This window comes from Paraburkholderia phytofirmans OLGA172 (assembly GCF_001634365.1).
Classification (GTDB): Bacteria; Pseudomonadota; Gammaproteobacteria; order Burkholderiales; family Burkholderiaceae; genus Paraburkholderia.
In genome coordinates this window covers 1-25087 of the sequence record NZ_CP014579.1, presented here as the reverse complement: position 1 = coordinate 25087, position 25087 = coordinate 1, and the positions used below count along the sequence as shown (strand labels likewise).

The 25087-nt window shown below is 60.3% G+C and carries 23 protein-coding genes and 3 pseudogenes; 8 read left to right on the top strand and 18 right to left on the bottom strand.

All coding sequences use genetic code 11. The features are described 5' to 3' along the window. Positions 1-198: 198 nt before the first annotated feature. A complete protein-coding gene (locus AYM40_RS20595; RefSeq protein WP_063498159.1) occupies positions 199-651 on the bottom strand; it encodes a hypothetical protein in 453 nt (150 codons plus the stop codon). 15 nt (positions 652-666) lie between these two features. Continuing rightward, a complete protein-coding gene (locus tag AYM40_RS20590; protein ID WP_236721044.1) occupies positions 667-1035 on the bottom strand; it encodes a hypothetical protein in 369 nt (122 codons plus the stop codon). Positions 1036-1514: 479 nt separating this feature from the next. Here AYM40_RS20590 and AYM40_RS20585 point away from each other — a divergent pair. Together AYM40_RS20585 and AYM40_RS20580 are read left to right on the top strand one after the other, a co-directional pair. Then, positions 1515-1931: pseudogene (locus AYM40_RS20585) on the top strand (cation:proton antiporter); the annotation flags it as partial. A gap of 43 nt (positions 1932-1974) precedes the next feature. Next, on the top strand, positions 1975-2733 hold the full coding sequence (locus AYM40_RS20580; protein ID WP_063498156.1) for an SDR family oxidoreductase: 759 nt from the start codon (positions 1975-1977) through the stop codon (positions 2731-2733). A gap of 727 nt (positions 2734-3460) precedes the next feature. On the opposite strand, the gene AYM40_RS20575 is transcribed toward AYM40_RS20580, so the two are convergent. The 10 genes from AYM40_RS20575 to AYM40_RS20530 all read right to left on the bottom strand — a co-directional run bounded on the left by AYM40_RS20575 (position 3461) and on the right by AYM40_RS20530 (position 11930). Beyond that, a complete protein-coding gene (locus AYM40_RS20575) occupies positions 3461-3826 on the bottom strand; it encodes a response regulator (protein ID WP_028196001.1) in 366 nt (121 codons plus the stop codon). Positions 3827-3846: 20 nt separating this feature from the next. After that, the gene (locus tag AYM40_RS20570) at positions 3847-4818 is read right to left on the bottom strand and encodes a chemotaxis protein CheX (protein WP_063498155.1); all 972 of its coding nucleotides are present in this window, start codon (positions 4816-4818) and stop codon (positions 3847-3849) included. Between the two features lie 44 nt (positions 4819-4862). Then, positions 4863-5402, bottom strand: a complete 540-nt coding sequence (locus AYM40_RS20565) for a hypothetical protein (RefSeq protein WP_063498154.1) — start codon at positions 5400-5402, stop codon at positions 4863-4865. Next, positions 5399-6133, bottom strand: a complete 735-nt coding sequence (locus AYM40_RS20560) for a methyl-accepting chemotaxis protein (protein WP_063498153.1) — start codon at positions 6131-6133, stop codon at positions 5399-5401. The genes AYM40_RS20565 and AYM40_RS20560 overlap by 4 nt, the downstream gene beginning before the upstream one ends. Positions 6134-6188: 55 nt before the next feature. Next, positions 6189-8579, bottom strand: a complete 2391-nt coding sequence (locus tag AYM40_RS20555) for a HAMP domain-containing protein (RefSeq protein ID WP_063498152.1) — start codon at positions 8577-8579, stop codon at positions 6189-6191. A gap of 106 nt (positions 8580-8685) precedes the next feature. Continuing rightward, entirely contained in the window at positions 8686-8898 is a 213-nt protein-coding gene (locus AYM40_RS20550) for a hypothetical protein (RefSeq protein ID WP_063498151.1), read from the bottom strand. A 470-nt stretch (positions 8899-9368) separates the two neighbouring features. Next, positions 9369-9617, bottom strand: a complete 249-nt coding sequence (locus AYM40_RS20545; RefSeq protein WP_063498150.1) for a hypothetical protein — start codon at positions 9615-9617, stop codon at positions 9369-9371. A gap of 376 nt (positions 9618-9993) precedes the next feature. Further along, positions 9994-10512, bottom strand: a complete 519-nt coding sequence (locus tag AYM40_RS20540) for a hypothetical protein (RefSeq protein ID WP_063498149.1) — start codon at positions 10510-10512, stop codon at positions 9994-9996. A 223-nt stretch (positions 10513-10735) separates the two neighbouring features. Further along, a complete protein-coding gene (locus AYM40_RS20535; RefSeq protein WP_063498148.1) occupies positions 10736-11215 on the bottom strand; it encodes a DUF1348 family protein in 480 nt (159 codons plus the stop codon). A 13-nt stretch (positions 11216-11228) separates the two neighbouring features. Next, complete coding sequence (locus AYM40_RS20530) at positions 11229-11930, bottom strand: TetR/AcrR family transcriptional regulator (RefSeq protein WP_063498147.1); 702 nt, start codon at positions 11928-11930, stop codon at positions 11229-11231. A gap of 109 nt (positions 11931-12039) precedes the next feature. Here AYM40_RS20530 and AYM40_RS20525 point away from each other — a divergent pair, with 109 nt between their 5' ends. Then, positions 12040-12690, top strand: coding sequence for a YceI family protein (locus AYM40_RS20525; RefSeq protein WP_063498146.1), 651 nt, complete (start codon positions 12040-12042; stop codon positions 12688-12690). An 84-nt stretch (positions 12691-12774) separates the two neighbouring features. Here AYM40_RS20525 and tdh read toward each other — a convergent pair whose 3' ends face one another. Beyond that, a complete protein-coding gene (gene tdh, locus AYM40_RS20520; protein WP_063498145.1) occupies positions 12775-13806 on the bottom strand; it encodes an L-threonine 3-dehydrogenase in 1032 nt (343 codons plus the stop codon). Positions 13807-13819: 13 nt separating this feature from the next. Beyond that, positions 13820-15019, bottom strand: coding sequence for a glycine C-acetyltransferase (locus AYM40_RS20515; RefSeq protein ID WP_063498144.1), 1200 nt, complete (start codon positions 15017-15019; stop codon positions 13820-13822). Positions 15020-15188: 169 nt separating this feature from the next. Between AYM40_RS20515 and AYM40_RS20510 the strand changes: the two genes are divergently transcribed. The 3 genes from AYM40_RS20510 (at position 15189) to AYM40_RS20500 (ending at position 17474) form a co-directional block, all read left to right on the top strand. Then, the gene (locus AYM40_RS20510; RefSeq protein ID WP_063498143.1) at positions 15189-15815 is read left to right on the top strand and encodes a helix-turn-helix domain-containing protein; all 627 of its coding nucleotides are present in this window, start codon (positions 15189-15191) and stop codon (positions 15813-15815) included. 114 nt (positions 15816-15929) lie between these two features. Beyond that, entirely contained in the window at positions 15930-16328 is a 399-nt protein-coding gene (locus tag AYM40_RS20505; RefSeq protein ID WP_063498142.1) for a DUF2471 family protein, read from the top strand. A gap of 63 nt (positions 16329-16391) precedes the next feature. Further along, a complete protein-coding gene (locus AYM40_RS20500; protein WP_063498141.1) occupies positions 16392-17474 on the top strand; it encodes a tyrosine-type recombinase/integrase in 1083 nt (360 codons plus the stop codon). 81 nt (positions 17475-17555) lie between these two features. Here the strand turns inward: AYM40_RS20500 and AYM40_RS20495 are convergent, their stop codons facing one another. After that, positions 17556-18761 (bottom strand): DNA-binding protein, encoded by a 1206-nt coding sequence (locus AYM40_RS20495; RefSeq protein WP_063498140.1) that lies wholly within the window; start codon positions 18759-18761, stop codon positions 17556-17558. Between the two features lie 1946 nt (positions 18762-20707). Here AYM40_RS20495 and AYM40_RS20485 point away from each other — a divergent pair. Further along, on the top strand, positions 20708-22057 hold the full coding sequence (locus AYM40_RS20485) for a replication initiation protein (protein WP_063498138.1): 1350 nt from the start codon (positions 20708-20710) through the stop codon (positions 22055-22057). 78 nt (positions 22058-22135) lie between these two features. Here the strand turns inward: AYM40_RS20485 and AYM40_RS20480 are convergent. The 3 genes and pseudogenes from AYM40_RS20480 to parA form a co-directional block, all read right to left on the bottom strand. Continuing rightward, a pseudogene (locus tag AYM40_RS20480) lies at positions 22136-23005 on the bottom strand (ParB/RepB/Spo0J family partition protein); the annotation flags it as partial. A 65-nt stretch (positions 23006-23070) separates the two neighbouring features. Then, positions 23071-23179: pseudogene (locus tag AYM40_RS43720) on the bottom strand (chromosome partitioning protein ParB); the annotation flags it as partial. A 24-nt stretch (positions 23180-23203) separates the two neighbouring features. Beyond that, positions 23204-23866, bottom strand: coding sequence for a ParA family partition ATPase (gene parA, locus AYM40_RS20475; RefSeq protein ID WP_063498136.1), 663 nt, complete (start codon positions 23864-23866; stop codon positions 23204-23206). A gap of 492 nt (positions 23867-24358) precedes the next feature. Here parA and AYM40_RS20470 point away from each other — a divergent pair, with 492 nt between their 5' ends. Beyond that, positions 24359-24817, top strand: a complete 459-nt coding sequence (locus AYM40_RS20470) for a hypothetical protein (RefSeq protein ID WP_148662250.1) — start codon at positions 24359-24361, stop codon at positions 24815-24817. Positions 24818-25087 lie beyond the last annotated feature (270 nt).

Below are 25087 nucleotides of genomic sequence, written 5' to 3'. Positions count from 1 at the left end.
ATAGTTAACAAGTGGTTCTCCATCAAGGCGATCAATGTTGAACGAGTCCAGAACGAAACCTGCGTGAGTGTTATGGACGATTGCGTAAATAAGCACCGGGTTCTTTGCATAAATATTCCCTGTAATGCAAATACCGCGGCGGTCGGATCGAGCCGACGCGAACGCTTCATGAACCCGCGTGGCCCAACCAATAGCGGCTCAGGGAAGCTTAAAGCGCGGCGGCAGATCCGACTCCTTGTATACGTGTCGCAAATCTGCCCCACCTATGCGTTTGCCCGCTTCCATGACCATGAGGCCATCACCTGGCTCGGGATAGGCCACAAGAGGCTCTCCATCGAGACGATCGATGTCGAAAGAGTCGAGGACATAACCTGACTGCGTCTCCACCGCACAAGCATAAATCAGCACTGGCACGCCCTCGTCAACGCAAACCAACTCGCGCGCGAGCGTAATGAAGCCACCACCTGAAATTCTGATTTCATCGTGACTGATGGCCAGACAGTAGGGCACATTGACCTCATGGACCGTGCATCGTTCAACCTGATTTTTCCACCTTAGTACGTGAGCGCCATAAAAAGATTCGTTCGCTGCAAGAAGAAACTGCAGAAGCAGACGTTCGTGGCTTGCTAATGGTCGTTGCATGGTATTCATCAAACAGTGCTCCGATTACTTGCCCGGTATCCGAATCGAGCCAACTCTAAATCGGACGGTACAACGCGTGCCTGCAGCATGGCCATTGCCCGGATACACCGGGTCAGCGACGGGACAGCTCGCTTCTGGTTCTTCCGTAGTGGGTGTCGCGCACCACGCGTCGATAAGCGGCAAACTAACGCAGTTGTAGTACTGCATGCCGCCTGGTACGCCGGCGTATGCATCCCACCGGCAGGTGGGCGAACCCGGTTTTGCGCCGGTTGCTGTCCACACCGCGTTGCAGTCCGCCGCGTTTGCGCCGAACGCGAACATAAGCAACATGAATGCGGCCAGCAGGCGGCCCGCCATGCCTGCTGGACTCTCAGTAATTCTGCTGTTTTTCATAGTCATCCTTATTAGTTGTACTTGGTTAAAGCCCAAGCACCCTATAAGGAGCATTCCACCTCGACTATCCGACAACTCCTAAAATTACGATCTCATTGCATATTCACAAATATGCTTTCACTGGAGTTCGCGACAATTCGTAGGACACCACGCGAGCGCCTATCAGTCATCAACACTCACCACCGGTGATAACAGGAATAGCGGACGCGCATGGGGAATCGCGAGGGAACGCGCTCAGCGGCCTCAAGCGGACTCTCCCTCTCCAGAGAAAAGCGGGCGACGCCGTACGGACCAACCGTCCGAGCGGGCGCCCTAAAGTTATCCCCAGTTTTCGTTCATAAGGCTGTGGACAACTTGCGCACAGCCAAGCCAAGTGCTTGATGCCACAGGCGTATCGCCCATGGGCTCAGCCGCATGCACACGCCCCGCCCCGTGATACAAAGAAGCTCCCACGCTTTGCCACTCGTCGAGGCTCCCGCATGTCCTCCGTCATGGGCTTCAAACTCGTCCTGCTGTCGCTCGTCGCGATGATCGGTCTCCAACTGCTCGCCAAGCGGCTGCGACTCCCACCGGCCGCGGCACTTCCGGTCGGTGGCGCTGCGATGGCCTTCGTGCTGGGCCTGCCGACCATCAACCTCGATCCCGAGCTGGTCCTGATCGTGTTCCTGCCGCCGCTCCTCATGGACTGTGCCTACTTCTCCGTGTGGGACGAATTCAAGCGCAATCTCGGTGGCATCCTGCTGCTTGCGATCGGCGCCGTCGCCTTTACGACCCTCGCGGTCGGCCTGGTCGTGCATTGGGTCGTGCCGTCCTTACCGTGGAGCGCGTGCTTCGCGCTGGGCGCGATCGTCTCGCCGCCTGACGCCATCGCCGCGAAGGCCGTACTGGAACGCGTGAGAAAATGGCGCTCTTCTCAAGCCAACGATCACAAGGAACGACATGTCCACTTCTTCTCCAATCCGCGCGATCGTTACCGGTCACACTCGCGGCCTCGGCGCATCCCTCGCTGAACAACTGCTGGCGCGCGGCGTCGCGGTACTGGGTTTGTCCCGCTCGCGTCATGCCACGCTCAAAGAGCGTTTCCCTGCACTGCTCGAAGAAATCGAACTCGAGCTTGCCGATCCCACGCGCGTCGCGCAGTGGGTCGCAACCGATGCACTGCGCAGCTTCGTCAGCGGCGCGCAGACCGTACTGCTGATCAACAATGCGGGCACGGTTCAGCCGATCGGTCCGATCGAAGGCCAGGACGCCGCGGACATCGCCACCGCCGTGAGCCTGAATGTGGCCACGCCGCTGATGCTGGCGAGCGCGCTCGCCGCGGCCGGCGTCGACGCGACCGATCGGCGCATCATGCATATCTCGAGTGGCGCGGCGCGCAATGCGTATCCCGGTTGGAGCATCTACTGCGCGACCAAGGCCGCACTCGATCATCACGCGCGCGCCGTTGCACTCGACGCGAATCGCGCGCTGCGCATCTGCAGCCTGGCGCCGGGCGTCATCGATACGAATATGCAGGCGGAAATTCGCGGCAGCGGCACCGAACGGTTCCCGATGCGCGAAAAATTCGAAGACCTCAAGCGCAACGGCCAGCTTTCGACACCGGAGCAATGCGCCACCCAGTTGCTCGATTACGCCTTCAGCGATGCATTCGGGAAAACGCCGGTAGCCGACATTCGCGAGGTCGCGAAGCAAGGCTGACACGCGAGTACAACGCTCCCGTAAAACCTCACCTTTGGGCTGATCCGCCGATACTCGCACGCCGGGCGCAACTATCGCACCGCGCTCGGCCGCCCCCAAGCCTGGCAAATTTTTCCCAACTCTTTCAACACGGAACGTGATTGGGGACCGCTCGCAAAGCCACGGTGCGATGCGCGGATCAGCTCCCGAAAAATCTCACCTTTGGCACGGAGCGACTGGGGTTCGACGCGAAGTGTCCATCTGACTGCTCCCGAAAAAGCTCACCTTCCGAGCGTGGGGGCAGGCCGCAAAGGCATGCTGGGCGTGGCACCGGTGGTCCAGAACAGGCTACTCCCGCAAACCCTCACCTTTGGAAGTGGCCGGGTAATCTGCATACCCAGGTAAGAGGCCGTGTGTGTCAGGCGCTTGCACTTAGTGCCTGACAGTCAGTGCGCGCTGCTTGTTCACGGCCCATGCGTCACTGATTGATCGACTCGGGCCTGGGTGGTGAGGCGCAATGAAGCGGCGCAACTCACGTGTCCGCTATCGCGTCACGCTCCCGAATATTCTCACCTTTGGATAAGCCAACGCGCCGGCACAGTCCGCCGTCATCATCGCGACGGCTGTTTTTTCACGTATTTAGCGTGTTTTTGACGGGGGCCGTGATCGCGAAGCTTGCTTTGCACAACACCGCCGCGCGGCTCCCGAAAATTCTCACCTTCGCCAAACCCGGCCGCGCTTGCCGTGTCTAGCTCGCCAACTTGCGGAACGTTTCCAGCACTGCGTCGCCCTTGAACGGCTTGACGATCCAGCCTTTCACGCCAGCCGCCTTGCCGCGCTCTTTCATCGCCGGGCTGCTCTCGGTCGTCAGCATGATGACGTTGACGGTCGTGTTCGCTAGTTCACCGCGAATCTTCTCGACCATCGTCAGGCCGTCCATGTTCGGCATGTTGACGTCGCTGATCACCAGCTTGATGCCGGGGCTGGCCTTCAGTTTGGCGAGGCCGTCCTTGCCGTCCACCGCCGTGTCGACGTCCAGGCCGTTCTTCTTCAGAAAGCCGGCCACTTCGTCGCGCACCGTGCTCGAGTCATCCACCACCAGAATTTTCGACATGTTTTTTCCTATGACAACATTCAAAACAGATCCAGTTCGCCCGCTTCGACCATCGCGCCGACATCGTTCGTGACTTCCTTGAAGTCCTCCGGCGACCAGCTCAGGCTGAACACAAAACGTTGATGCAGCTTGACCGACCGGCCAGACTGCGGGTCAGTCAGCGAGTACATGAAACACAGCTGCGGATTTCCGCTGCCAAACGAGATGTACTTGTGCTTGTGATTCACCAGCAGCGGCACCTGTACCTGGCTGCGCAACCAGGCGTCCGCATCGCCGACATAGCGGTTCCTGAACGAACCCCAGATCAGATTCGTCACCTCACCGAGCACGCCATTCAGATCGCGGAAGTTTGCTTCGCCGTCTTCCGCGTTGTCGATCATCCGAGAGCGATCGAGCAGTTCGAGAATCGGCGCTTCTTCCGCCTGCATCATCATGTAGCCGCGGCACCACGCGCTTTCCAGCGGAATCAGGCTGAACACCTCGCCGAAGATAATCCTGTCGCGCACGATATACGGCGTGTCGCACGTGATGCTCAGGTTCTTGAACACGTCGCCGAGAATCGCCTGCGTCATGTCGGCAATGCCACGCACTAACGCGTTCGGATAATCCAGGCTGAAGATGTATTCGTCGATCACCTTCCGCAAGGGCGCCATATCGTGCGCGACGTACGTTGCGCAGACCACGCGGCGCAAGCTCTCCGGCAAACCGTCGACACTCGGATCATGATCCCGCCGCATGATGATCGGCAACTCGGGGCGCACCGCATTGATCCTGATCGCGATCTCGGCGCTCGCTTCGGCCGAGCCGCCGTAGCCTTCGGCGAACAGAACCGCGCCCAGATCGATGTTCGAGCGCAGCACCGACTGCAAGCGGTTCTTGCCGACTTTCACACCGACCAGATTGTTCTCGTCGCAGAAGCGCTTCAGCGCCTCTTTGTGCGCCGGGCAGTCGTCCAGCACCAGCACCTTGCTGACCGGTTTGTTCATGTTCATTTCGCGTTCCTGCTCACTGCAAATATCGGCGTCGTGGTCGACAGTTAAAACAACTCCAGCTCACCGCTGGAGTCTTCGATCGTGCTCGTGTCCGCCACGAAGTCGATCGGCGCATGGGCGCACACGCATATCGTCGCAGCAAGCTGCACGGAACCGCCAAGCGTGATCGAATACGACGACAGCAAACCCGGCTTCAATTCCGGCAGATGCCCCAGACAACGCGCGCTCAATACATAGGGCGTCGACATGCCGAGGTCCGGGAAGTAATGCAGCAGTTCCTGATTCATCGCGCCACAGCACAAATTGCAGATTTCCAGAAACGCTTCCTGGAACGGGCGTTCGTCGGACTCTTTCAGGTAGTAGTTGCGGGTGCTGTCGCTTTCGTCGAAGTGAAGGATCAGCAGTAGTCTGAACACAATCGACGAGATGGTCAGCACGACCACCTGGGTGTCCTTCGTTGCGCCTGTGCCGGCCCCGGCGAGCGGCGCGATCTCGCACGCATCGCCGGAATCCAGCGGCAGGCGCGCCTGTGCCGCTTTGCGGAAAATGCGCTCGAAGCTGTCCTTGGCGTTGCCCGTGATCACATCGGCACCTGGTGCAGCTTCGAGTGAAACTGGTTGGCGAGCGATTCGACGCTCGAGAGCGACGCCGCGATCATCTTGCCGCCCGCCTGGATGTCCTGGAAGGTGGAGGTGGTGGTCAGATCGTTGCGGTGCAGGCTGTCGCGATAGCTTTTCGACAATTCCTCAGAACGCGCGGCGAGCGCCCGGACCTCGCTTGCCACCACCGCGAAGCCGCGTCCGGCCGGACCTGCACGCGCGGCCTCGATCGACGCGTTCAGCGACACGATCACCACATGCCGGACGATCGACGACAGCTCCTGATTCTTCGCGTGCATGTCGTGGTTCTGCGTCATCAGCGAGATCATCTGCTCGTGCCAACGCTCGAATGTCGCGCCGAGGCTCTTCAGACGCGCGGCTTCGCCGGCGATCTGTTGTGCCTGATGCGCCCACTGGTCTTTGTCGTCAGTGGCTGCTTTCAGCGTTGCGCGCAGCTCGTCGACGCTGGCCGATTGCTGCCTCAGCTCCTCACGCAACTGCGCGGCCAACGCTTCCATCTCTTGCACGGCCTGTTCGCGTTCGCGGATCGCTTCACCATGGTCCGCCTGTTCCGCCGACAGCGCTTTGATCCGGACATCGGCTTCGGCGGAGAGCCGTGCCGTCAGCCTCGTGCTGTGCAATTTGTGCGCGACCAATGCCAGCAGCGCGGTCACCGCGCTGCCTGCCACTGCCGCCAAGACGTACTGTTGAATCACAACCTATCCTTCCAAAGTCCGTCGTGAAGCGCGTCAATCCGCGTTCGACCGACGTTCAAACCGTTATCGCGTCAAATTGCACTTCGCCGGCATCGCCGCGCGCTTCCACACCCAGCGTATCGACAACAACGCTATCCGGCAGGCAGACAATCGTCTGGAACTGGCGGAACGATGCGCCCTTGTGATCGTCGGTGAAGCGCAGTTCGATGCGGCCGTTCTCGCGCTTGAGGAAATCGCGCACGGCGTCCATGCCCACGCCACGGCCCGACACTTCCGTGACTGTTGCTGCGGTTGAGAAGCCCGGCCGGAAAATGAATTCGGCAATGGCTTCGTCGCTCAGTTGTTCGTCGCTGCCGATCCAGCCGCGCTCGACGGCAATCCCGCGAATCCGTTCGAGCGCGAGGCCGCGGCCGTCGTCGCTGAGCGTGATCTGCAGCGCGCGGTTGTCGACGCCCACTTCGATATCGATCGTGCCAGCCGGCGTCTTGCCGTGTGCGCTGCGCGCCTCGACGGTTTCGATACCGTGGTCCATCGAATTGCGCAACAGATGCATGAACACGTTGTTCAGCGTGCCGGCCGCCTGGCCGCGCAGACGGTAGCCGTTGTCGTCGATACGCACGGTCGGCGCCGGCTTGCCCAGCTCTTGTGCGAGCGAAGGCAGCGAGTCCAGCACGCCGGACAGCGCGTCGCGCACGCTTTCGCTGCCGAGCGCGCGCAAGGTTCGGCGCATCGCATCGCGCATCGACTGCAATTCGTGGAGTTCGCCGGCGTTCGTCTTGTCCAGCATGCTCAGGGTCTGCTGAATCTGGTCCTTCTCGACCATCACGTAACGGCCCGCATTGCCGGCGTTGTTTGCGCCGGCTTTGGCCTTGCGGCCGAGGCTCTGTTCGTTGATCCTGGCGTAGCTCTCGATCGCCTCGCGCACGCGTGTCAGTTCCTGCATCAGGTGTTCCTGATCCCACGAGCGGTCCGCGTCCGGTTGGCGCAGTTCGTGATAGCTCTGCTCGGTTTCATGAACGACATTGGTCAGATGCGCCAGGTTATAGGTCCGTGCATTGCCCTTGATGGTGTGCATGTTGCGGAACAGTTCGGCGATCGCCGCATGGTCCGCTTCCGAATGCTTGCGGATGATGCGCTCGTTCTCGCTGACAAAACCCGCGGAGCTTTCGATGAAGTGATGGAACTTCTCTTCGCTCACCGCGAGAATCTCGCCGATCATGTCGAGACGGCGGCGCTGTTCGCTGGCTTCGGCAGCGAGCTTGCGCAGTTCGGTGACGTCGCGCACGCACAGCATCAAACGCACGATCACGTCGTTTTCGTCTGTGATCGCCGACCAGCTGAGGTCTAGAATCTTCACCCGGCCATCGGCCATGCGGTTTGAAATTTCGCCGACCAGCAAATGCTGATTGAACGCGAAGTTGATGCAGTCTTCGCCGAGGCACGCATGTGCGGCTGCATCCACTTGCGAGAGCACGTCCGAACCGAGATCGGTATCCGAGAACACCAGATCCATCAGGCCACGCCCGGCGATGTCTTTCGTTTCGAAGATGTCTTCCAGATACGCCGAGTACTCCGAGTGAATCACGGCGCCGTCGATCACCGTCAAAATACCTTGCTGCATGTTCTGCAACATCGCCTGGATATCGGCGGTCTTCTGCTTGAGTTGCGCCGAGCTTTCCTGGATCTTTTCGATCATGCCGTTGAAGGCGACGATCGAATGGCCGATCTCGTCCAGCCGGCCCACCGGCACGCGCCGCGTGAAATCCTGGCTCGACGCGATCTCGCTCATCATGGCTTGCATGCGGCTAAGCGGGCGAGTGATCTGACGGTAGAGCAGCGAGCCGATCGAGGTCAGCAGAATGATCGCGATGCCGGTGACGATGGCGATGGCCGTCGTGGTGGTGGAAAGCGTGGCGTTCAGTGCGGTGATCGCCTCGTCTTTCTGGCGGTTCTTCTCGACGCGCAGGGTTTCAACGATGCCTTCGAGTTCGTCGCGATACTGCGCGACGTTGGCGAACAGATAGGCTTGCGCCAGCTCGTTCTTGCCGTCGGCCTTCATTTTCGCCGTCTCGGCGATAGCGGAAAAGTAGTTCTCGAGGCTGTCGTTGGCCTGGGAGACGAGGCCTTGCTGGGCGTGGCTCGCGGCGTCTTTGGCCTGCAGCGCGAGGGCCTGTTGCAACGAGGCCTTTTTCTTCTTCAGTTCGTCTTGTGCCTGGGCGACCATGTTGGCGTCCGGCGCGTAGACCAACGTCATGGTTGCGAGCTGTACGTCTTTGACTTGCGAGACGAGGTCAGCGGAAGCCAGCGCGCTGGGCACGACGCCTTCCGTCACCTTGCGCACTTCGGCTGCGCTGCCGCGCGTCTGATACACGGCGTAGCCGCCGATCGCCGACAAGGCGACAAACATCAAGACAACCAATAGCGTGATGCGATGACGGATAGTCATGTGAACCCCCCGGGTGTGGCCTTTTGCGTCGGCCCTCGATCGGGGCAGCGCGTTCTTTGCGAAATCTGGTCGTGTCTACAGCACAGGCCATTATTCCGGTCGCATGTTACTGAGCGATGACTACGGTGTTTTTGAGCACGCCCGAGGAGTTAAATATTCTTCTAAAGTTTTTGGTTTTGATGCCGTTATTTAAAGCCCATTTATTTGCGCATTGCGGTGCGTAGCGCTTTTGCAAAGGCTTTTGCAAAAGCGCGCGTTGAGCGTCGGCGTGCGGCATGAGTGCCGCCTTGATTTCTTCGCCAAAAGCGCCGGGCGTCATGGGAGAAGTTCTCCATGTGACTGGAAAAAAAACTCGCAGGTGGCTGCGTTCGGGGAGGCATCCCGAATCTTCTCACCTTCGAATCGAAAATGCATCGACAGGTAGCCACATTGTCACCGCACGCGCTCCCGAATGTTCTCACCTATGGGCTTTCAGCTTCCCTGCTGACCGCCCCGTGCCAGCTGGCACTCGCGGCGTGCGAGTACCGCAACGGCCATTGCGCGCCGGTTGTGGAGGCGAGCGTCCACAAGGAGGACTCCATGGAAATTCTCACCTTTGGCTGTGTTGACGATATTTCCTGGCGTTCCTCACCTTTGACAACGACGATGCCATCTCCTGGAATTCCTCACCATCCTGAAATCGCTCACCTTTGACTGGATGGCCGCGCAGGATGCGCTGACGTCAGTCACGCCTCCCGGCTCGGGTCCGTTTTGTTTGCCGTCGTTATCCCGCGCGACCTCAGTTTGTCTTTAGCTCCCACCGAAGAAGATATTGCATTGTGGGTCGATGTTGCAGGGCTTCGTGTGTTTTGCGCCGCTCTGCATTTTCGTGTCGGGCATGCCACCGTATCCCTGCGTCGCCGTATCGGAAGGGGCAGGCTGAGTCGCTGCGTTTTCCTGCTGGGCTGGTTGTTGAGTCTCCGGCATGCTTTGCGAATGCGCAAACCCGGCCATGACAAGCAATCCGGCGGCAGAAGCCGCCATCAGGTGTAATTTCATTTTTAGCTCCTAAATTAAGGGTGCGTTTTTCACCGATGTGATTCGTTATCCTCGTGCCCGGACGTCGACATAGATCGGAAATTTTCGGACGCGCGAACGCTCTTCGGGTCCGCGGGCGAATTGCCCGAGGCCAAAGTTTTAGGTGGTTATGAAAATACGGAGAGCAGTGCGCCGAGCCGAAGTCCCGGGGCGCAAGGTGGCGTGCGAACTGGCAGTGCCAACGGATTTTGTGGACCCCTCGACACGTAATAATCGCCCTGCAAATACCTGTTATAGCGTGTGAGATGCCGAAGTGATAGCGAATATTTTCGCCGCGGTCCGTCCACGCGCCCGCAAGCGGCTTTTTACGCCAGGCACGGGGCCTATTACGCCAGATTTAGAACTTCACCTTCAACTGGAACCCGATCGTGAATGGAAGATCGTCCGAGGGGATAGGCGGAATCACAATAAAGTTAGCCCCGACGCGCTTATAGTCCACCATCACGATTGGCGCAACCACCGGCCCGATCGTGTGGTTGCGACCCAGGCCCCAATTGCCGTAGTTATAGCCGGAGATGATCCCGCCGATCGCCGCGATCCGCACGATGCCCCAGTGCGCGAACTCGGGCGCCCAGACGCCGCCGCCATAGTATGAAGGCCGCCGCAGCGAGTTGCGAAAGCCGCCAGCAGTCAGCGCCCATTGATTGTTGAGCCAGCATTCGACGCCAAGGCCAGGATTGAATTGCTCGAAATGAGTATTTGGGTCGGGGTTGATGTGATAGGAACCGAGCATTGCATCGACCCATACGCCGCCCTCGCACCAGTTGCCCGCATAGGCCGCGGAGGCCGCAGCCAAGCTCGCGACGAGCGCCACGGCGGTACGCCGAATATCCTTCCTGATCTGCCGAAAATGCATGTGCTCTCCGTCACCGGTCGAGTGCCGGTGTCATCCATGTTCCAGGTATTCCTGCTTGCCGCCCGTCGCGCACTGTACCTCAACCCGCACCGGCGATGTGGAGGACACGCTCGGGCGCGCGGGAACAGGACATGCCCCGCGGCGCAGATGCAACCATAACGGAGAACCGATGGCAGAGCGGTGAGCACCCGGCAGGTGGCCACCTTCGATGTCGGAGAAATATCTAGAGGCCGAGGTCGGACAGGCCGGGATGATCGTCGGGACGTCGGCCGAGCGGCCAATGATAAAGACGCTCGGCCGCGCGGATCGGCAGATCGTTGATGCTGGCATGACGGCGCGCCATCAGTCCGTGTTCATCGAACTCCCAATTCTCGTTGCCGTATGAACGGAACCAGTTGTTCGAGTCGTCGTGCCATTCGTAGGCAAAGCGCACGGCGATGCGGTTGTCCGTGAATGCCCAGAGTTCCTTGATCAGGCGGTAGTCGAGTTCCTTTGCCCATTTGCGGCGCAACAGTCCGACGATCTCCGCGCGTCCTTGCGTGAACTCGGCGCGGTTGCGCCAGACGCTATCCAGCGTATACGCGAGCGACACGCGCTCGGGGTCGCGGGTATTCCAGCCGTCTTCCGCGGCGCGCACCTTCTGGATCGCGGTTTCGCGTGTGAACGGCGGGAGTGGCGGGCGGGTTTCGATCGAGTCAGCCATGGTGGTTTCTCAGTCAGGTGGCGGTGCGCCGGGACGGCGGCCGTTTGCTTGGGGCTGTGCCTCGCGACTTGCCCGCTGATCGACCTGCGAGTGGGTCCGATTCGCTTGCGGACTCGGTATCGAGCAAGGCTTCTGCGGCAGCTTGCGCGTCGAGCGCGGCGTCGGCCTCGCCGCTCACCAGCGCCACGGCGATGGCGCCGTCGAGCAGGATCAGCCATTGGCGCGACAAGCGCGCGGCGCGACGCGCGCCCATGCCCGATTCAGCCGCGTATTCATTGCACTGGGTTAGCACGAACGCGAGCAGGCGTTCCTTGTGTTCGCGTGCGACGATCCGGATCGGATCCTCCGCGGAGGCGATTTCGCCGGCGGCGTTCAGGAACGCGCAACCATGAAAATCCTCCGACGCAAACCATTCGCACAGCACATCGAACATGCCGAGCAGGCGCGTGCGCGCAGTCTTGCCATGTTGCCGCGTGCCCGCGATAAACCAGTTCATCCAGCGTTCGTCGCGCCGCTCCAGCGCGGCGGCGACAAGCGCGTCTTTCGATTCGAAATGCGTGTAAAAGCTTTTGCGCGCAGTGCCGGACTGCTTGACGATCGCGTCGACGCCGGTTGCATGGATGCCGCCGGCGTAGATCAACGCTTCCGCAGCGTCGAGCAGCCTTTCACGCGCGCTGCCGGACGCAGCCCATTCAGTCGGGTTTTGAGTAGCCATGCGCGAAGGGTAGAATGATCATTCTCCTTCGTCAAGTTTTTGTGTGCCTCGGCGTGTCGGTTACGCTTACTGTTATCGTGGTGACGATCGATCAACTGGAACGAACCTCATGAATCGCTCTACTATCCGCAGAACGTTTTTAGGTGCGCTGCTCAGCGCAACGCTGCTGACGGCAATGGCCTGTACGCCGGTGCGAGTGCTCACCCATACGGTTAGCCAGAACGAGGCGCGCGTGCCGGCCGGACGCTACGACCTCGACCCGGACCATTGCAGCATTACCTTCGATATCGATCACTTCAAGTATTCGCGCTTCACCATGCGCTTCGACCGCAAGCAGGGACAGCTCGACTGGAACGAAGGAGGGCTGGACAGGAGTAGCGCAACGATCACGATCGACGCCGCGAGCATCGATACGAATGTGCCGCTACTCGACAAGATGGTAAAAAGCGCGAGCATGCTCGACGTGTCGCGCTATCCGGAGGTGCGCTTCGCCAGCACGCGCTTTGAGCGCACCGGCGAATCGCGCGGCACGTTGACCGGCGATCTGACGATTCACGGCATGACGCAACCCGTGACGCTCGATGTGACCTTCAACGGCTTCGCACCCGATCCACTCACGAAGAAAGACACGCTCGGCTTTTCCGCAGACGGTCATTTCAGCCGCGCGAAATTCGGTTTGTCGACGTGGTACCCGGCTGTTGGCGACGATATTCATGTGCGCGTTCAGGCTGAGTTCGTTAAAACGCCCGCAGGCGCATGAGCGCGGTGCGGGCGTTTGGTTTCAGACTCTGCGTTTCAGGCTTTGCATTTCAGCGGATGCGCCTGCGTGTGCCGTTTTTTTAGCTCACGCGGCGGTCCAGTCGAGAATCACCTTGCCGCTCTCGCCTGATAGCATCGTGGCGAACGCCTCCTGATAATCGTCGACCTTGAAACGATGTGTGAGGATCGGCGACAGGTCCAACCCGCTTTGCAGCATCGCGACCATCTTGTACCAGGTCTCGAACATCTCGCGGCCGTAAATGCCCTTGATTTCGAGGCCCTTGAAAATGACCTGGGTCCAGTCGATCGCGGTCTGCGCGGGCGGAATGCCGAGCAGCGCAATCTTGCCGCCGTGGTTCATCGCTTCGAGCATGCTCGTGAAAGCGCTCGGTACACCTGACATTTCCAGCCCGACGTCGAAACCTTCGGCCATGTGCAGATCCGTCATCACGTCGCGCAACGATTCACGCGAGACGTTCACCGCACGCGTCGCGCCCATCTTGCGCGCGAGTTCGAGGCGATAGTCGTTGACGTCCGTAATCACCACATTGCGTGCGCCGACGTGTTTCGCAATCGCCACAGCCATGATGCCGATCGGCCCCGCGCCGGTGATCAGCACGTCTTCGCCGACCAGGTTGAACGACAGCGCCGTATGCGTGGCGTTGCCGAACGGATCGAAGATCGCGGCGAGATCGTCGGAGATTTCGGGCGGAATCTTGAACGCGTTGAACGCGGGAATCACGAGATATTCGGCGAATGCGCCTTCACGATTTACGCCGACGCCTACCGTATTTCGGCACAGATGCCGGCGTCCTGCACGACAGTTGCGACAGAAGCCGCAGGTGATATGTCCTTCGCCCGACACGCGATCGCCGATCGCAAAGCCCCGCACTTCCTGACCCATTTCGACGATTTCACCGACGTATTCGTGGCCGACATGCATCGGTACCGGAATCGTCTTTTGTGCCCAGTCGTCCCATTTCCAGATGTGGATATCGGTACCGCAGATTGCGGTGCGCGTGATGCGGATCATCACGTCGTTGTGACCGACTTCGGGCTTCTTCACATCCGTCAGCGTGAGGCCCGGTGCGCGTTCGAGTTTTGCCAATGCTTTCATGTGCGCCTCCGCTTCAGATAATGCCGAGTTGACGGCCGACTCGCGCGAATGCGTCGACGGCTCGATCGATTTGTTCCGGCGTGTGCGCGGCGCTCATTTGCGTGCGGATGCGCGCGCGGCCTTTGGGCACCACGGGGAACGAGAAGCCGATCACGTACACGCCTTCCTTCAACAACGCGTCGGCCATGTTCGATGCGAGTTGCGCGTCGCCCAGCATGACTGGAATGATCGGGTGTTCGCCGGGCACGAGCGTGAAGCCGAGCGCACTCATCGCGCGGCGGAAGTGCGCGCCGTTGTCACGCACGCGCGCGCGCAGTTGCGCACCTTCGTCGCTGGCGAGCAATTCGAGCACTTTCAGCGAGGCGGCAGCGATGCTCGGCGTCAGCGTGTTCGAGAACAGATAGGGGCGCGAACGCTGACGCAGCAGATCGACCACTTCCTGGCGCGCGGCGACGTAGCCGCCCGACGCCCCGCCCAGCGCTTTGCCGAGCGTGCCGGTAATGATGTCGACGCGCGACAGCACACCGCAATGTTCCGGCGTGCCGCGCCCATGTTCGCCGACAAAACCGACCGCGTGCGAATCGTCGACCATCACCAGTGCGCCGTAGCGGTCGGCCAGATCGCAAATGCCGACGAGGTTGGCGATGATGCCGTCCATCGAAAACACGCCGTCGGTCGCGATCAGCTTGAAGCGCGCGCCGGCGGCATCGGCTTCTTTCAGCCTGGCTTCGAGATCGGCGAGGTCATTGTTCTTGTAGCGAAAGCGCTTCGCCTTCGAAAGCCGCACACCGTCGATAATGCTCGCGTGGTTCAGCTCGTCGCTGATGATGGCGTCGCTTTCGTCGAGCAGGGTTTCGAATAAACCACCGTTTGCATCGAAACAGCTGGAGTAGAGAATGCAGTCGTCGGTTTGCAGGAATGCGGCGAGCGCTTTTTCGAGGTCTTTGTGCACGGTTTGCGTGCCGCAGATGAAACGCACCGACGCCATGCCGAATCCGTCGCTATCCAGGCCAAGCTTCGCGGCCTCGATCAGCCGTTCGTCGTTGGCCAGACCGAGATAGTTGTTGGCGCAGAAATTCAGCACTTCCGTGCCGTTCGCGAGACGCACGTCAGCCGACTGCGGGCTGGCGATCACGCGCTCGTTCTTGTAAAACCCGTCAGCGCGGATCTGCTCGAGAGTGCCGCGCAGATGGGCGAGGTAAAGGTCACGCATGAACCAGACTCCTGAAAGGGTGATGCGCCTGTGGACGACATGCTCGGCGCGTGGAGCATGTTCGGCGTCGAGGCGGGCTGTTATAGTCGGTTGTCAGTTTTATCGGATATTTTCGTTTTTTCGAACTAAAATCCGGTATGTCGAACAACTCTAAACGATAGGTCAGTAAATGGCAAGTTCGGGAATCCGCCGCGCAGCAGCCAACGCGGCACCCACTTCGGGCGCGAGTTCGGTCCCGGCGATCGCGGCGCCGCCTCGCGTCGGCGAGCAGATTCAGCGTCTGCGCGCCGAACGGCGCATGACGCTCGACGACCTGTCGCGCGCGGCCGGCGTATCGAAATCGATGCTCTCGGAGATCGAACGCGACAAGGCCAATCCGACGATCGCGGTCGCCTGGCGTCTGACGAACGCGCTCGGCGTCAGCCTCGATTCGCTGTTCGCGCCGCAGAAGGCGCCGGAGGCGATCGCCGTCTCCGGCCCTCACGACATCCCGACTTTGAGCGGGCACGAGGCCAAGTACCAGTTGCGTGTCTGGGGGCCGATCGAATTGGCCGGCAAGTTCGAGTGGTATGAACTGACGCTGCAGCCGGGCGGGGCGCTGGTGTCGAACGCGCACGAACCCGGAACGCGCGAGCATCTGACCGTGCTGCAGGGATCGATCGAGATCGAGGCGGCCGGCACGACGAAGCGGCTCAAGGCCGCGGACACGGCGCGCTACGTCGCCGACGAGCCGCACGCAATTCGTAACGCCGGAAAAGGCGAGGCGAAAGCGCTGCTAGTGGTGATTCACGGCTGAGGGGCGGGCGCACCGCTGCTGGTTGATGTCGGAGTTGGACTGAATTGTCGTTTGGGCGAGGTTGCACCGGACACTGTATATTTGTACAGTATGGGGTATCGACTGGAGCCGATAATGAACGACCTGACCACCGACCAAGCCGAGCATGCTCTGGCCGCGCTGCGCTATCAAACCGCGGCGCGCGATCTTGAACACATCGTGCGCAATATCGCTGCGCGCTACATCGTCCAGCAGGTCCCACTCTCGTGGCGCCTGCTACACGCAATCGAAGCCGAAGCATTGGCGGATCTCGGGTTTGCCAGCCGACACGACGCAATCATGCTTGGCCTGTTCCAGCGGCCGTCCGAGCTGCCTTATCCGGAAACGGACGAGGCGGTCGACTTCGGCACCTCCACCGCGTTGCCCGCGGTATTCGCGTTTGCCGTCTCGGCCTATGAAGAGGCGGCACGCCGCGCCGCGCAACCTGCCTCTAAGGGCGCTCCGCTAAGGCACGCGCGGGCGTGGGGCGACTGACTCAAGCGCTGTACTTTCGTCGGCTGCCACCTACAATACGCGCAACTAACGGAAAAATAGCGTATGTCACCTCCTCATCTGTCCGACCCGGTCCCGCGCCCTGCACCGTCAACCGATCTCTTCGATCGGGAACGCGACGACTGGCGCCGCGATCCGCAAATCGCGTTCGACGCATGGCTTGCCAAGCAGCATTTCAGGCGCTCTTCCGCTGAAGTCTATCAAGCGCAGTGGGGGCTTTTCCTCGACTGGCTTGCCGTTCGTCAAAAGAGTCTGGTCACGGTCGATATGCAAACCATCGCTGAATTCGTGGGCGGCCTTGCGATCCGAAAACCGCAACGCGTCAGGTATTTGCGACTCATTGAACGGGTGCTTGATCATGTCCGCGAAATCGAATCCGCGTCGACCAATCCTGCACGCTTCATTGCTCAGGATGGCGAAGCAGCATGGCGAAATGCACGCGACAACGAACCGACCGGTTTTCTTAACCATGCCGAGCGAGCCGCGCTCATCGCGCATCTGTTTTCGCCCTTGCCGGCCTTGTCCGCAGCGCAACGCTGGAGAGAGCGACGCGATCGTGCCTTGATTGCGGTGTTTCTCGGCGGCGGACTCAAGACGGGCGAGGCCGCGGTGCTTACGGTTAGTTGCGTGAATGCCGGCTCACCCTGGGTCACGATCGAGTCCGCAAATCCGATGCTGACGCGGCGGACCCGGCTCGCGCCTTTCGCAGCCGCCATTCTCGACGCATGGCTCGCCGAACGGCGCCTCTCCGAATTGGCCGGCAATCTGGTCTTTCCCGCTTCGCCTTCAGGACGCCCGATGCACAAGGCAACAATGCTGCGCGCAGTCGACGCGTTGATCGACGCGGCTGGAATTGCCGCGTCGCGAACCTCACGCGCCAGTCCACAAACTTTGCGCAATACCTTCGCGGCGGACCTGTTCGAGAGCGGGGTTGAGGCAGAACTGGTCGGGCAATGGCTGGGATTTGTGCAGGCAGTGTCCGCCAACCGTTTGTATCGGGCGTGGCAAAGGTGGATGGATCAGCAGGATTCGCCGGTCGTCAATGAGCCGGATCCAGCCGCGCCACCATTGCCAACACCCAGGCTCGACGGGCGTTTGACGAGAAAAGGGGGATCGGCCGAACCCTGAAAAACCTCACCCTTGGGGTCCCGAATTTCCTCACCTTTGACGATTTGGCCGTTAGAACGTCCAGAACGTCCGCGCCGCGCGTCATGCCGACGCTGCAATCGAAGCTCGCGATAGAAACCGGCTAACCGCCTCCAGCCTTGATTCACCGAGCCCTGACGAGTGATCGCACTCAGGACACTGCAATTCGAAGCGGTGATCCACCTGCGAGAGTTCGGGCTCACCTTCCTCGCATTTCGGGCAGCGCAGCGGCAGCGTGATATGGCCGTCCGCCGCGGTGCCGATCACTGCAAGCTCGTCGGTCGTGAGCCTGCCTGCTTCGACCAGCGCACACAGCAGGCCCCCGATTGTCGGGTCGATGCCCTGTTGCCCGCGCAGCATGGCAACTTCTTTCGTCAAAGCATCTACTTCGTCCGATTGCTCGCGCAGTTGCGCGTCGAGCCGGTCTCCGCGCGACTTGGCTGTGGCGATCTGCTGGATAAACTCGAATTCCTTGCGGCTTGCATCACGCACCCCCGACTGATAGGTGGCGGCCATGCTGCGTAATGAATCGAGCTCGACCAGCATCGGCTTCACACGCCGCTCGGCTTCGGCGACGGCGTCTTTGATCTGTTGCGCATAGTGTTCGGTACTTTGGCGCAGTTCGACATGGAGCGCATCGATACGGTCGCGGAGCGCCGCGTTGGTCGCCTGCTCGGTATCGAGGCGTTGACGCAGCGTTTCGTTTTCGCCGTCGAGCCGGCGCACCGCTGCTTGCAAGCCTTCCTGGTGAGCGGTCCCATGTGTCGTGGTGCTGGATAGCTCAGTCTCGAGTGCGCGGACGCGTTCCCACGCGGCTTCAGCTCTCAGCTCGCTGCGCTTGATCGCCTCTTCCGACACGTCGCGGCGAATTTCCGCCTCTCGTGCGCGTTGGTCGGCTGCAGCGACTTGGGTCCGAATTTCCTCGCGCTCGCTGTCAAGGGTCGAGCGGGCATGGACGACGGCTTCCTCAAAGAGTGCGCCCAACAGTTCTCCGGCGCGGTCTTCCAGTGCTTTCGGGATCGCGCCGGCACCGACTTTTACGCGCGACACCGTTCTGATGCGTTCCCAGAAGTGGTCGATGTCTTTCGGAATGTCGCTTGCGCTGCCTGTTTGGGTCAGGTCGCGAACGGCCGCCATGGACGGACGAATCCCCAAGTCGAAAAAGAGCCGCTTGCAAGCATGCAGTGACAAGTCCTGCCGCCGTGCCCCACTCGCCCTCAACGATTCAAGCTCGTTACGGATGGCTTGTCGTTCCTGGTCCAGATTCATATCTACCTCGACGTCGCTCGAATTGGATTGATCATAACAATTTACGTATTGTTTGCTACGTATTTGTTTGTGATGAGTGTTTTTTGGCTAGATGGCGTGTTTCAGGGGTGCGGGTAGGTCGAGAGATTGGGGCAAGCAGAGTTTTCCCGTGAAACAAAACGAAGATTAGCCAATAAGCCTTTGTAAATAAAGAGTTTTCATCGGTTTCTTTCTGGTCGCGCACTGTTTCACGAACATGTCATGGGAGCTGGGTTGGGGGAAAGGTCTTGTCCGAAGGACACGCGGGGGAAATTCTAGAGAGTAATAAAAGTAAACACCTTTGAACCCATGTTAAAAACGTTAACGCCACGGCAAACCCTTACCAGGCAGGGGTTTCAGCCCGGTAAGGTGAAGCTTTGCGGGAGGGGTGGTGAGGTCTTGCGGGAGTGTCGAGTGATGAGGTTCGGGGGCCTCGGTGAGCGGGTCCGGGACAGAACGTGAGCGGGTTCAGGAGCCGACCCAAAAGTGCGGTTTGGCTAAAGGTGAGATTTTGCGGGACCTAGGCATCCCAGATCGCCCGGCAGCACTCAAAAGTCGGTTCAGAGCCCGGCTGCCGGCAAGGTGAGCGCTTTCGGGACCGCCGTGGACCCCAGTTTTTGACCTTATTCTGGCCTCGTAAACCCCATTGGTGAGTCAAGACAGGAGAAAACGCGAACCGAAGGTGAGACTTTCCGGGGACGAGGCGCTGTTTTTGCCTCAATTTTGTGCATTCGGGAGCTTAAGGTGAGCGTTTGCGGGAGCTGAACTCGATTTCGCCTGAAATTCTGTCCGCAGCATCAATGGGGTCGTTGCTAACCCGTGGGGAAAGGTGAGCGAATTCGGGAGAAGTGGATCGAGGCGATCGCCGGCTCGTGAAATTGCCTGTTTGGGGCCAGAGGTGAGGTTTTTCGGGAGTCTTTTTGGGCGCTCGCGATCGCTAAGGTGAGGAAATACAGGACCAAAATCCCTACGACGGGCCGGAGAAGCCCTACAGACGCTGTCGGCGCCGTTCCGATTTTGTGGCTGCTGAATTCTTAAGGTGAGGTTTTTCGGGGCCATTCGGGTTGTGACCCAAGATGCCAGATTTCACCGAAAAGCCGTTAAGGGTGAGGATATGCGGGACCATGTATTCATGGCTCCGCTAGCCGCTACTCTGTAACTCCATGAAATTATTGAATAATTTTTTGCGCACCGCGCAAAGGTGAGGTTTTTCGGGGGGCTTTTTCGTGACCTGCGCAAGCCTCTTTTCAACTCATTGGTGAGGCTTTTCGGGAGTATTTATCGGTGTTTTTTCAGGCCACCACGTCTGGAGGCCGCGTCGTTCCGAGCGTTCAGCAGAGGTTAAGGTGAGCTTTTTCGGGAGCATTTGTCCCGACTCGAATCTCGTGCCGGCGTGAACGGGGCGTCTGTCTGCCGGGGCTGGCAGCCATTAACTCAAATGGACAAGTAGCGATTGTCGTGCGTAGCTGCGTGGTGAACGCCAGATGGCCGCGATCGACGGGGGTGCATTCCGGCGAGCTTAGTTGCCGTACCTGCTTGGGTAGGCGATTCGGCGCGCTTGCCGGTCCTGCCCCTCCCCTCTCGGCTGAAAAGGGCCGAAGCGCGTTTGCGCGACCGACTCAATGTGAGGCGCCCAACTCGCAAGGTGCGCATGGCCCAAATTCACGAGAATTTTTTGAGGTGAGAAGATTCGGGATCGAATCGCTGCCGTTCGCGGCAGTCGGAAAATCGGTCGGTATTTCGGGAGGCCGTGACCTGTAAGGATGCCCTGAACCTGGCGAGAAGCGGGTGAGGTGAGGTTTTTCGGGAGCTGCTCGAGGTGAGTTGCGCCTCGTAAACTCACTTCACCGCGAACGGTGAGACGCATGCTATAGACGTGTATCACCACAGCCGGTATGCTCTCGCCAAATCCCTCCTCGACCAGACGCATGGCCACGAAGCGCGCGAAGAAGACAGATGTAGTCAGCCCGAGCTCGGCCGAATTGCGCAAGGCCGTCGAGGCGATCGCCATCCAGCCCAAGAGCGGCAAGATCACGCTCCTCACCCGCAAGCTGTTCAACGTTCTCCTTGCCGTCGCTCAGCAAGCTGACGAGTCTGGCGACACGTATCGGGCCTTGCTGTCCGACATCGTCGCCAATTCGGCATTCGATTCGAACGATACGGCGCTCGTGAAAGAGCACCTGCGGCGTATGGTGTCGGTGCAGGTCGAATGGAGCACGGGCACGTCCAGCCAGAAGCCGGGTCGGAAATGGGGTATCTCCACGCTGATTGCCGACGCGGAAATTCTCGAAGATCCCACCACCCGCCGCGTCTGGGTGGAGTTCTCATTCGCGCCGAAGATCAAGAAGAAGCTGCTCGATCCGGTTCAGTATGCGCGGCTGAGTCTGCAGTTCCAGAGCCAGCTGCGCAGTAGCGCGGGCCTCGCACTTTACGAGATTTGCGTTCGCTACCTGACCAACCCGAGCCATCTGACGATGCGCGAATCGTGGGAATGGTGGCGCCCTATCCTCTCCGGTACCCCGGACACCGAAGCGGGCGACGAGGCGAAGCGGGAGTACAAGTACTTCAAGCGCGATTACCTGCGCCCGGCCATTGCCGAGGTGAATGCGGTCACCAACATCTTTGTCGAATTGATCGAGCACCGGGAAGGGCGGCGTGTCGCCGAAATCCAGTTTCGCGTGACCGAGCGCAAGCAGCCCATGCTTGCACTCGACGAACACCCGAATGTGTTCGACAGCACCTTGGTCGACCGGATGGTGAAGATCGGCATTCCGTTGAAAGAAGCGCAAACACTGTACGCCGATAGCGAAGAAAATCGGATTCGCGCGGCGCTGCAGATGACGGAGCAACGCATGCGCAGCACGTCCTTGCCCGCTGTGCGTAGCGCGCCGGCTCTGTTCAAGGATGCATTGAAGAAGGGCTATGCGCCGCCGGTCGAGGCGCTGCAGTCGGGTAGCGGTGGCAAAGCCGCGGTGGCCGCGCCGGCGGACGATCTGAAAGCGCGTCTGCTTGGCGAGTACTCGGCGGTTCGCCGCAAGGAAGCACGCGAGCTTTACGACGAGCAAGGCGAGTCCGAGCGGGAGGTCGCGCGGAAGTCGTTCGAGGAAGACGAGTTGCCGGATCTCGGCACGCACATGCGGGACGACTGGCGCCGTCGTGGACTGGACTCGAAGATCGTCGAAACGGCGTTCTTCGATTGGCTGGCGCGCAAAACGTGGGGCGAACCCACCGATGGCGACCTGCTCGCCTTCACGCTGAGCCAATCGCGCGCGGCGTAATCATCAAAAGCGCATCAAGAAAAACGGCGGCCACTCTCGTGCGCCGCCGTGTCTTTTCCTGCTGACTCTTCCCCTCTGTTACTTCAGCATCTTTTCAATCTGACGAAGGATGTCGTCACGCTTTTCACGTGTGAGCCCCTTCAGACGCAGTTCGATTCGATCGTCCCCATACGATTTCAGGTCGCCGACTGAGACACCGCCGAGCTTGATTTCCAGACGCTGCGCATAGCGCTGCCGACCCGCCGGCTTGGTACTTTCCTGTGCGCTTGCCCTGCCCTTCACGATGTCCGCGACCTGCCGCGTGCTCAGGTCGTCCGAGAGGATTTTGTTGATCAGGCGTAGCGTAGCGTCGGCGCCTCGGGCAGTGTGGTACCGGCCCACCTGATACGCCATGTTTGAACCAAAGCGGTCGGTCCTTGCGACCATCTCATGCATCACCTCCTCGGGCAGCTTTGCGATCGACAGCGCGACTGCGACGGTCGACTCGTCCAATCCAAGATGTTCGGCGAGCTCCTTCTGGCTCTGGAAATGCCGATCGTCGAGAAAGCGTTTCCAGACGACGGCGTTGTCGAATACTGTCTGCGAATCGCGCTGGACGTTGAGGTCGTAGCCGAGCTTGTAGCTCTGAATGCCGATCGGCAGGTCGATAACGATCGCCTTCACCGATTCCTTGTTCGCTTCTTTGAGCGCCCGTACACGCCGGCCGCCGTCGCTGACAAAGTAGGTGCCGGGATTGTCGTAATCGGGGATGACGTGAATCGCCTGCTGCTGCCCCTGCTTCGCCAGATTGACGGCAAGCTCGGCAATCGACGACTTCAGATAGAAATGGCGCGGATTGAACGGGCTCGGCTTGATCGTTTTGAGCGCGAGCTCGATGACCTGGCCCGGACGGTAAGCGTGTTCGATCCGCCACGCGCGGTAGGCCGCCGACTCATTGGCGATATCGGCTGCTTCGACTTCCGCGACGTCCTGCGGCATGACCGGGTGGATCGTGCGGCTCGGTACATCGCCAGTCTTGACCATACCGTCGATCGCATTCAGGCGGTCGAGGGCGGTTCGCTTTTCGCTGCTGGTCGTATCAGGACGTGCTTGAAAGCCTTTGGCGAATTGGGAGGGTTTCATTCAGGGTCCTTTATGCGCATAAATTCAGGGGAGCAAGGCTGCGATCTCGTTGGCGCACGCCCGTACTTCGATGGCGGCGAGCTTGGCGCCGCGATCGTTCATCTGAAGCACTGTCTGCCCTAACGCCATTGCCTGCTTGTAGGCTTCGCGCGTCGGGATCTGGGTCTTAAGCAGTGGGAAGCCGAGTTCTTCCAACGCGCGCTTCAGTTCGCGCGTCAGCATTCGCTTCTCTTCGGTCTTATTCAGCAGAAAGACTGCTCGCAGGTCCTCGTTCATGACCTGGGCTTGCTGCACGAGCTTGACCAGTCCGACGCTCGACCAATAGTCGGCGGGCGAAGACGACGTTGGCATAATCGCGACGCTCGCCGCGAGCAACACGACGCCGGACACTTTCTCGGTGATGGAGGGCGGGCAGTCGACGACGATGATGTCGTAGTCCGCCACGAACTTCTTGATCTCGCGATGGATCTGGCTGCCGGCTTCGGAGAGGTTGACGACTGGAAAGGGGATGCCGGTGTCGCCGTCTGATGATGCACTGGCCCAATGGATCAGTGTGTTTTGACCATCTGCGTCTACGACGAGGACGCGTTTGCCTTTCTCATGGAACGCAGCGCCGAGGTGCATCGCGATTGTGCTCTTCCCGACCCCGCCCTTCTGCTGAGTTACCGCGATGATTTCTGCTGCCAATCTTCACCTCCTCTTTTTAGACGCAGATGGATTTTACCTGGATGAATTCGCATTTCAATCGTTTTTGTGTAAACGCGAGAAGAATTAGCCGTTTGGGATAGGTTTATGCGCATAAAGGATGGGGGCATGGCAAGCGACAGCGTAGCGGCTGTGAAGCGCGATCAACGGTGACACGTTGGCGGCGTCTGGGAGATATCAGATATGAGGTGGCGAAAGGAGGAGAAGTGGCCGCGCGATCCTGTGTGATGTGGGGTGACACCCCTGGATATAGCTGGGCGCATCGGCCATATGGATTCGACGCGACCCCGCCTGGCCAGATCTGGCCTCGCCACATCGTTTTTGCGTGGCCCGGCTGTTGGCGGCAAGTGGCATATGCGGGTCACTATCGAGCCCCGCGAGCCATTTCGTGTAGACATCTTTATGCGCATAAACCCCTCTGGCGTTACTCGACCATCGAGTCGTCGCTACGGTGGGATGTGGCAGCGCGGATCGATGCATGATCCTGGCGGCACGGCGGCACGGCGGCACGGCGGCACGGCGGCACGGCGGCACGGCGGCACGGCGGCACGGCGGCACGGCGGCACGGCGGCACGGCGGCACGGCGGCACGGCGGCACGGCGGCACGGCGGCACGGCGGCACGGCGGCACGGCGGCACGGCGGCACGGCGGCACGGCGGCACGGCGGCACGGCGGCACGGCGGCACGGCGGCACGGCGGCACGGCGGCACGGCGGCACGGCGGCACGGCGGCACGGCGGCACGGCGGCACGGCGGCACGGCGGCACGGCGGCACGGCGGCAAGGCGGCAAGGCGGCAAGGCGGCAAGGCGGCACGGCGGCAAGGCGGCAAGGCGGCAAGGCGGCAAGGCGGCAAGGCGGCAAGGCGGCAAGGCGGCAAGGCGGCAAGGCGGCAAGGCGCCTGGACGCTCGGATTGGCTGCCGCGCGTTCATGAATACAGAAGCAGGCCCACACAATACGAGCCGAAGCGTTCCGCGGAACGATGCGCATCGCCCCACGTTACGTGAAGACAACCTCACCCCCCGCTTTATGCGCATAAATCAAACGACACCATCACCAACAGGCAAAGCCCCTTGCACAACCAAACGAAACCCGATCACCCTATCCCACCTCGCCCAGTCGCCCCACTCGATCGCCGGCACCCGCTAAAATCCCCACCCAAAGCGTCCTGCAACCCAATACAAACACCGTCTAGCAAATCACC

Bases quoted from the DNA above. Each gene is read 5' to 3' on its own strand.
- AYM40_RS20595 (WP_063498159.1), bottom strand. From the start codon at position 651: ATGAATACCATGCAACGACCATTAGCAAGCCACGAACGTCTGCTTCTG.
- AYM40_RS20590 (WP_236721044.1), bottom strand. From the start codon at position 1,035: ATGAAAAACAGCAGAATTACTGAGAGTCCAGCAGGCATGGCGGGCCGC.
- AYM40_RS20580 (WP_063498156.1), top strand. From the start codon at position 1,975: ATGTCCACTTCTTCTCCAATCCGCGCGATCGTTACCGGTCACACTCGC.
- AYM40_RS20575 (WP_028196001.1), bottom strand. From the start codon at position 3,826: ATGTCGAAAATTCTGGTGGTGGATGACTCGAGCACGGTGCGCGACGAA.
- AYM40_RS20570 (WP_063498155.1), bottom strand. From the start codon at position 4,818: ATGAACATGAACAAACCGGTCAGCAAGGTGCTGGTGCTGGACGACTGC.
- AYM40_RS20555 (WP_063498152.1), bottom strand. From the start codon at position 8,579: ATGACTATCCGTCATCGCATCACGCTATTGGTTGTCTTGATGTTTGTC.
- AYM40_RS20550 (WP_063498151.1), bottom strand. From the start codon at position 8,898: ATGACGCCCGGCGCTTTTGGCGAAGAAATCAAGGCGGCACTCATGCCG.
- AYM40_RS20545 (WP_063498150.1), bottom strand. From the start codon at position 9,617: ATGAAATTACACCTGATGGCGGCTTCTGCCGCCGGATTGCTTGTCATG.
- AYM40_RS20540 (WP_063498149.1), bottom strand. From the start codon at position 10,512: ATGCATTTTCGGCAGATCAGGAAGGATATTCGGCGTACCGCCGTGGCG.
- AYM40_RS20535 (WP_063498148.1), bottom strand. From the start codon at position 11,215: ATGGCTGACTCGATCGAAACCCGCCCGCCACTCCCGCCGTTCACACGC.
- AYM40_RS20530 (WP_063498147.1), bottom strand. From the start codon at position 11,930: ATGGCTACTCAAAACCCGACTGAATGGGCTGCGTCCGGCAGCGCGCGT.
- AYM40_RS20525 (WP_063498146.1), top strand. From the start codon at position 12,040: ATGAATCGCTCTACTATCCGCAGAACGTTTTTAGGTGCGCTGCTCAGC.
- tdh (WP_063498145.1), bottom strand. From the start codon at position 13,806: ATGAAAGCATTGGCAAAACTCGAACGCGCACCGGGCCTCACGCTGACG.
- AYM40_RS20515 (WP_063498144.1), bottom strand. From the start codon at position 15,019: ATGCGTGACCTTTACCTCGCCCATCTGCGCGGCACTCTCGAGCAGATC.
- AYM40_RS20510 (WP_063498143.1), top strand. From the start codon at position 15,189: ATGGCAAGTTCGGGAATCCGCCGCGCAGCAGCCAACGCGGCACCCACT.
- AYM40_RS20505 (WP_063498142.1), top strand. From the start codon at position 15,930: ATGAACGACCTGACCACCGACCAAGCCGAGCATGCTCTGGCCGCGCTG.
- AYM40_RS20500 (WP_063498141.1), top strand. From the start codon at position 16,392: ATGTCACCTCCTCATCTGTCCGACCCGGTCCCGCGCCCTGCACCGTCA.
- AYM40_RS20495 (WP_063498140.1), bottom strand. From the start codon at position 18,761: ATGAATCTGGACCAGGAACGACAAGCCATCCGTAACGAGCTTGAATCG.
- AYM40_RS20485 (WP_063498138.1), top strand. From the start codon at position 20,708: ATGGCCACGAAGCGCGCGAAGAAGACAGATGTAGTCAGCCCGAGCTCG.
- AYM40_RS20470 (WP_148662250.1), top strand. From the start codon at position 24,359: ATGCATGATCCTGGCGGCACGGCGGCACGGCGGCACGGCGGCACGGCG.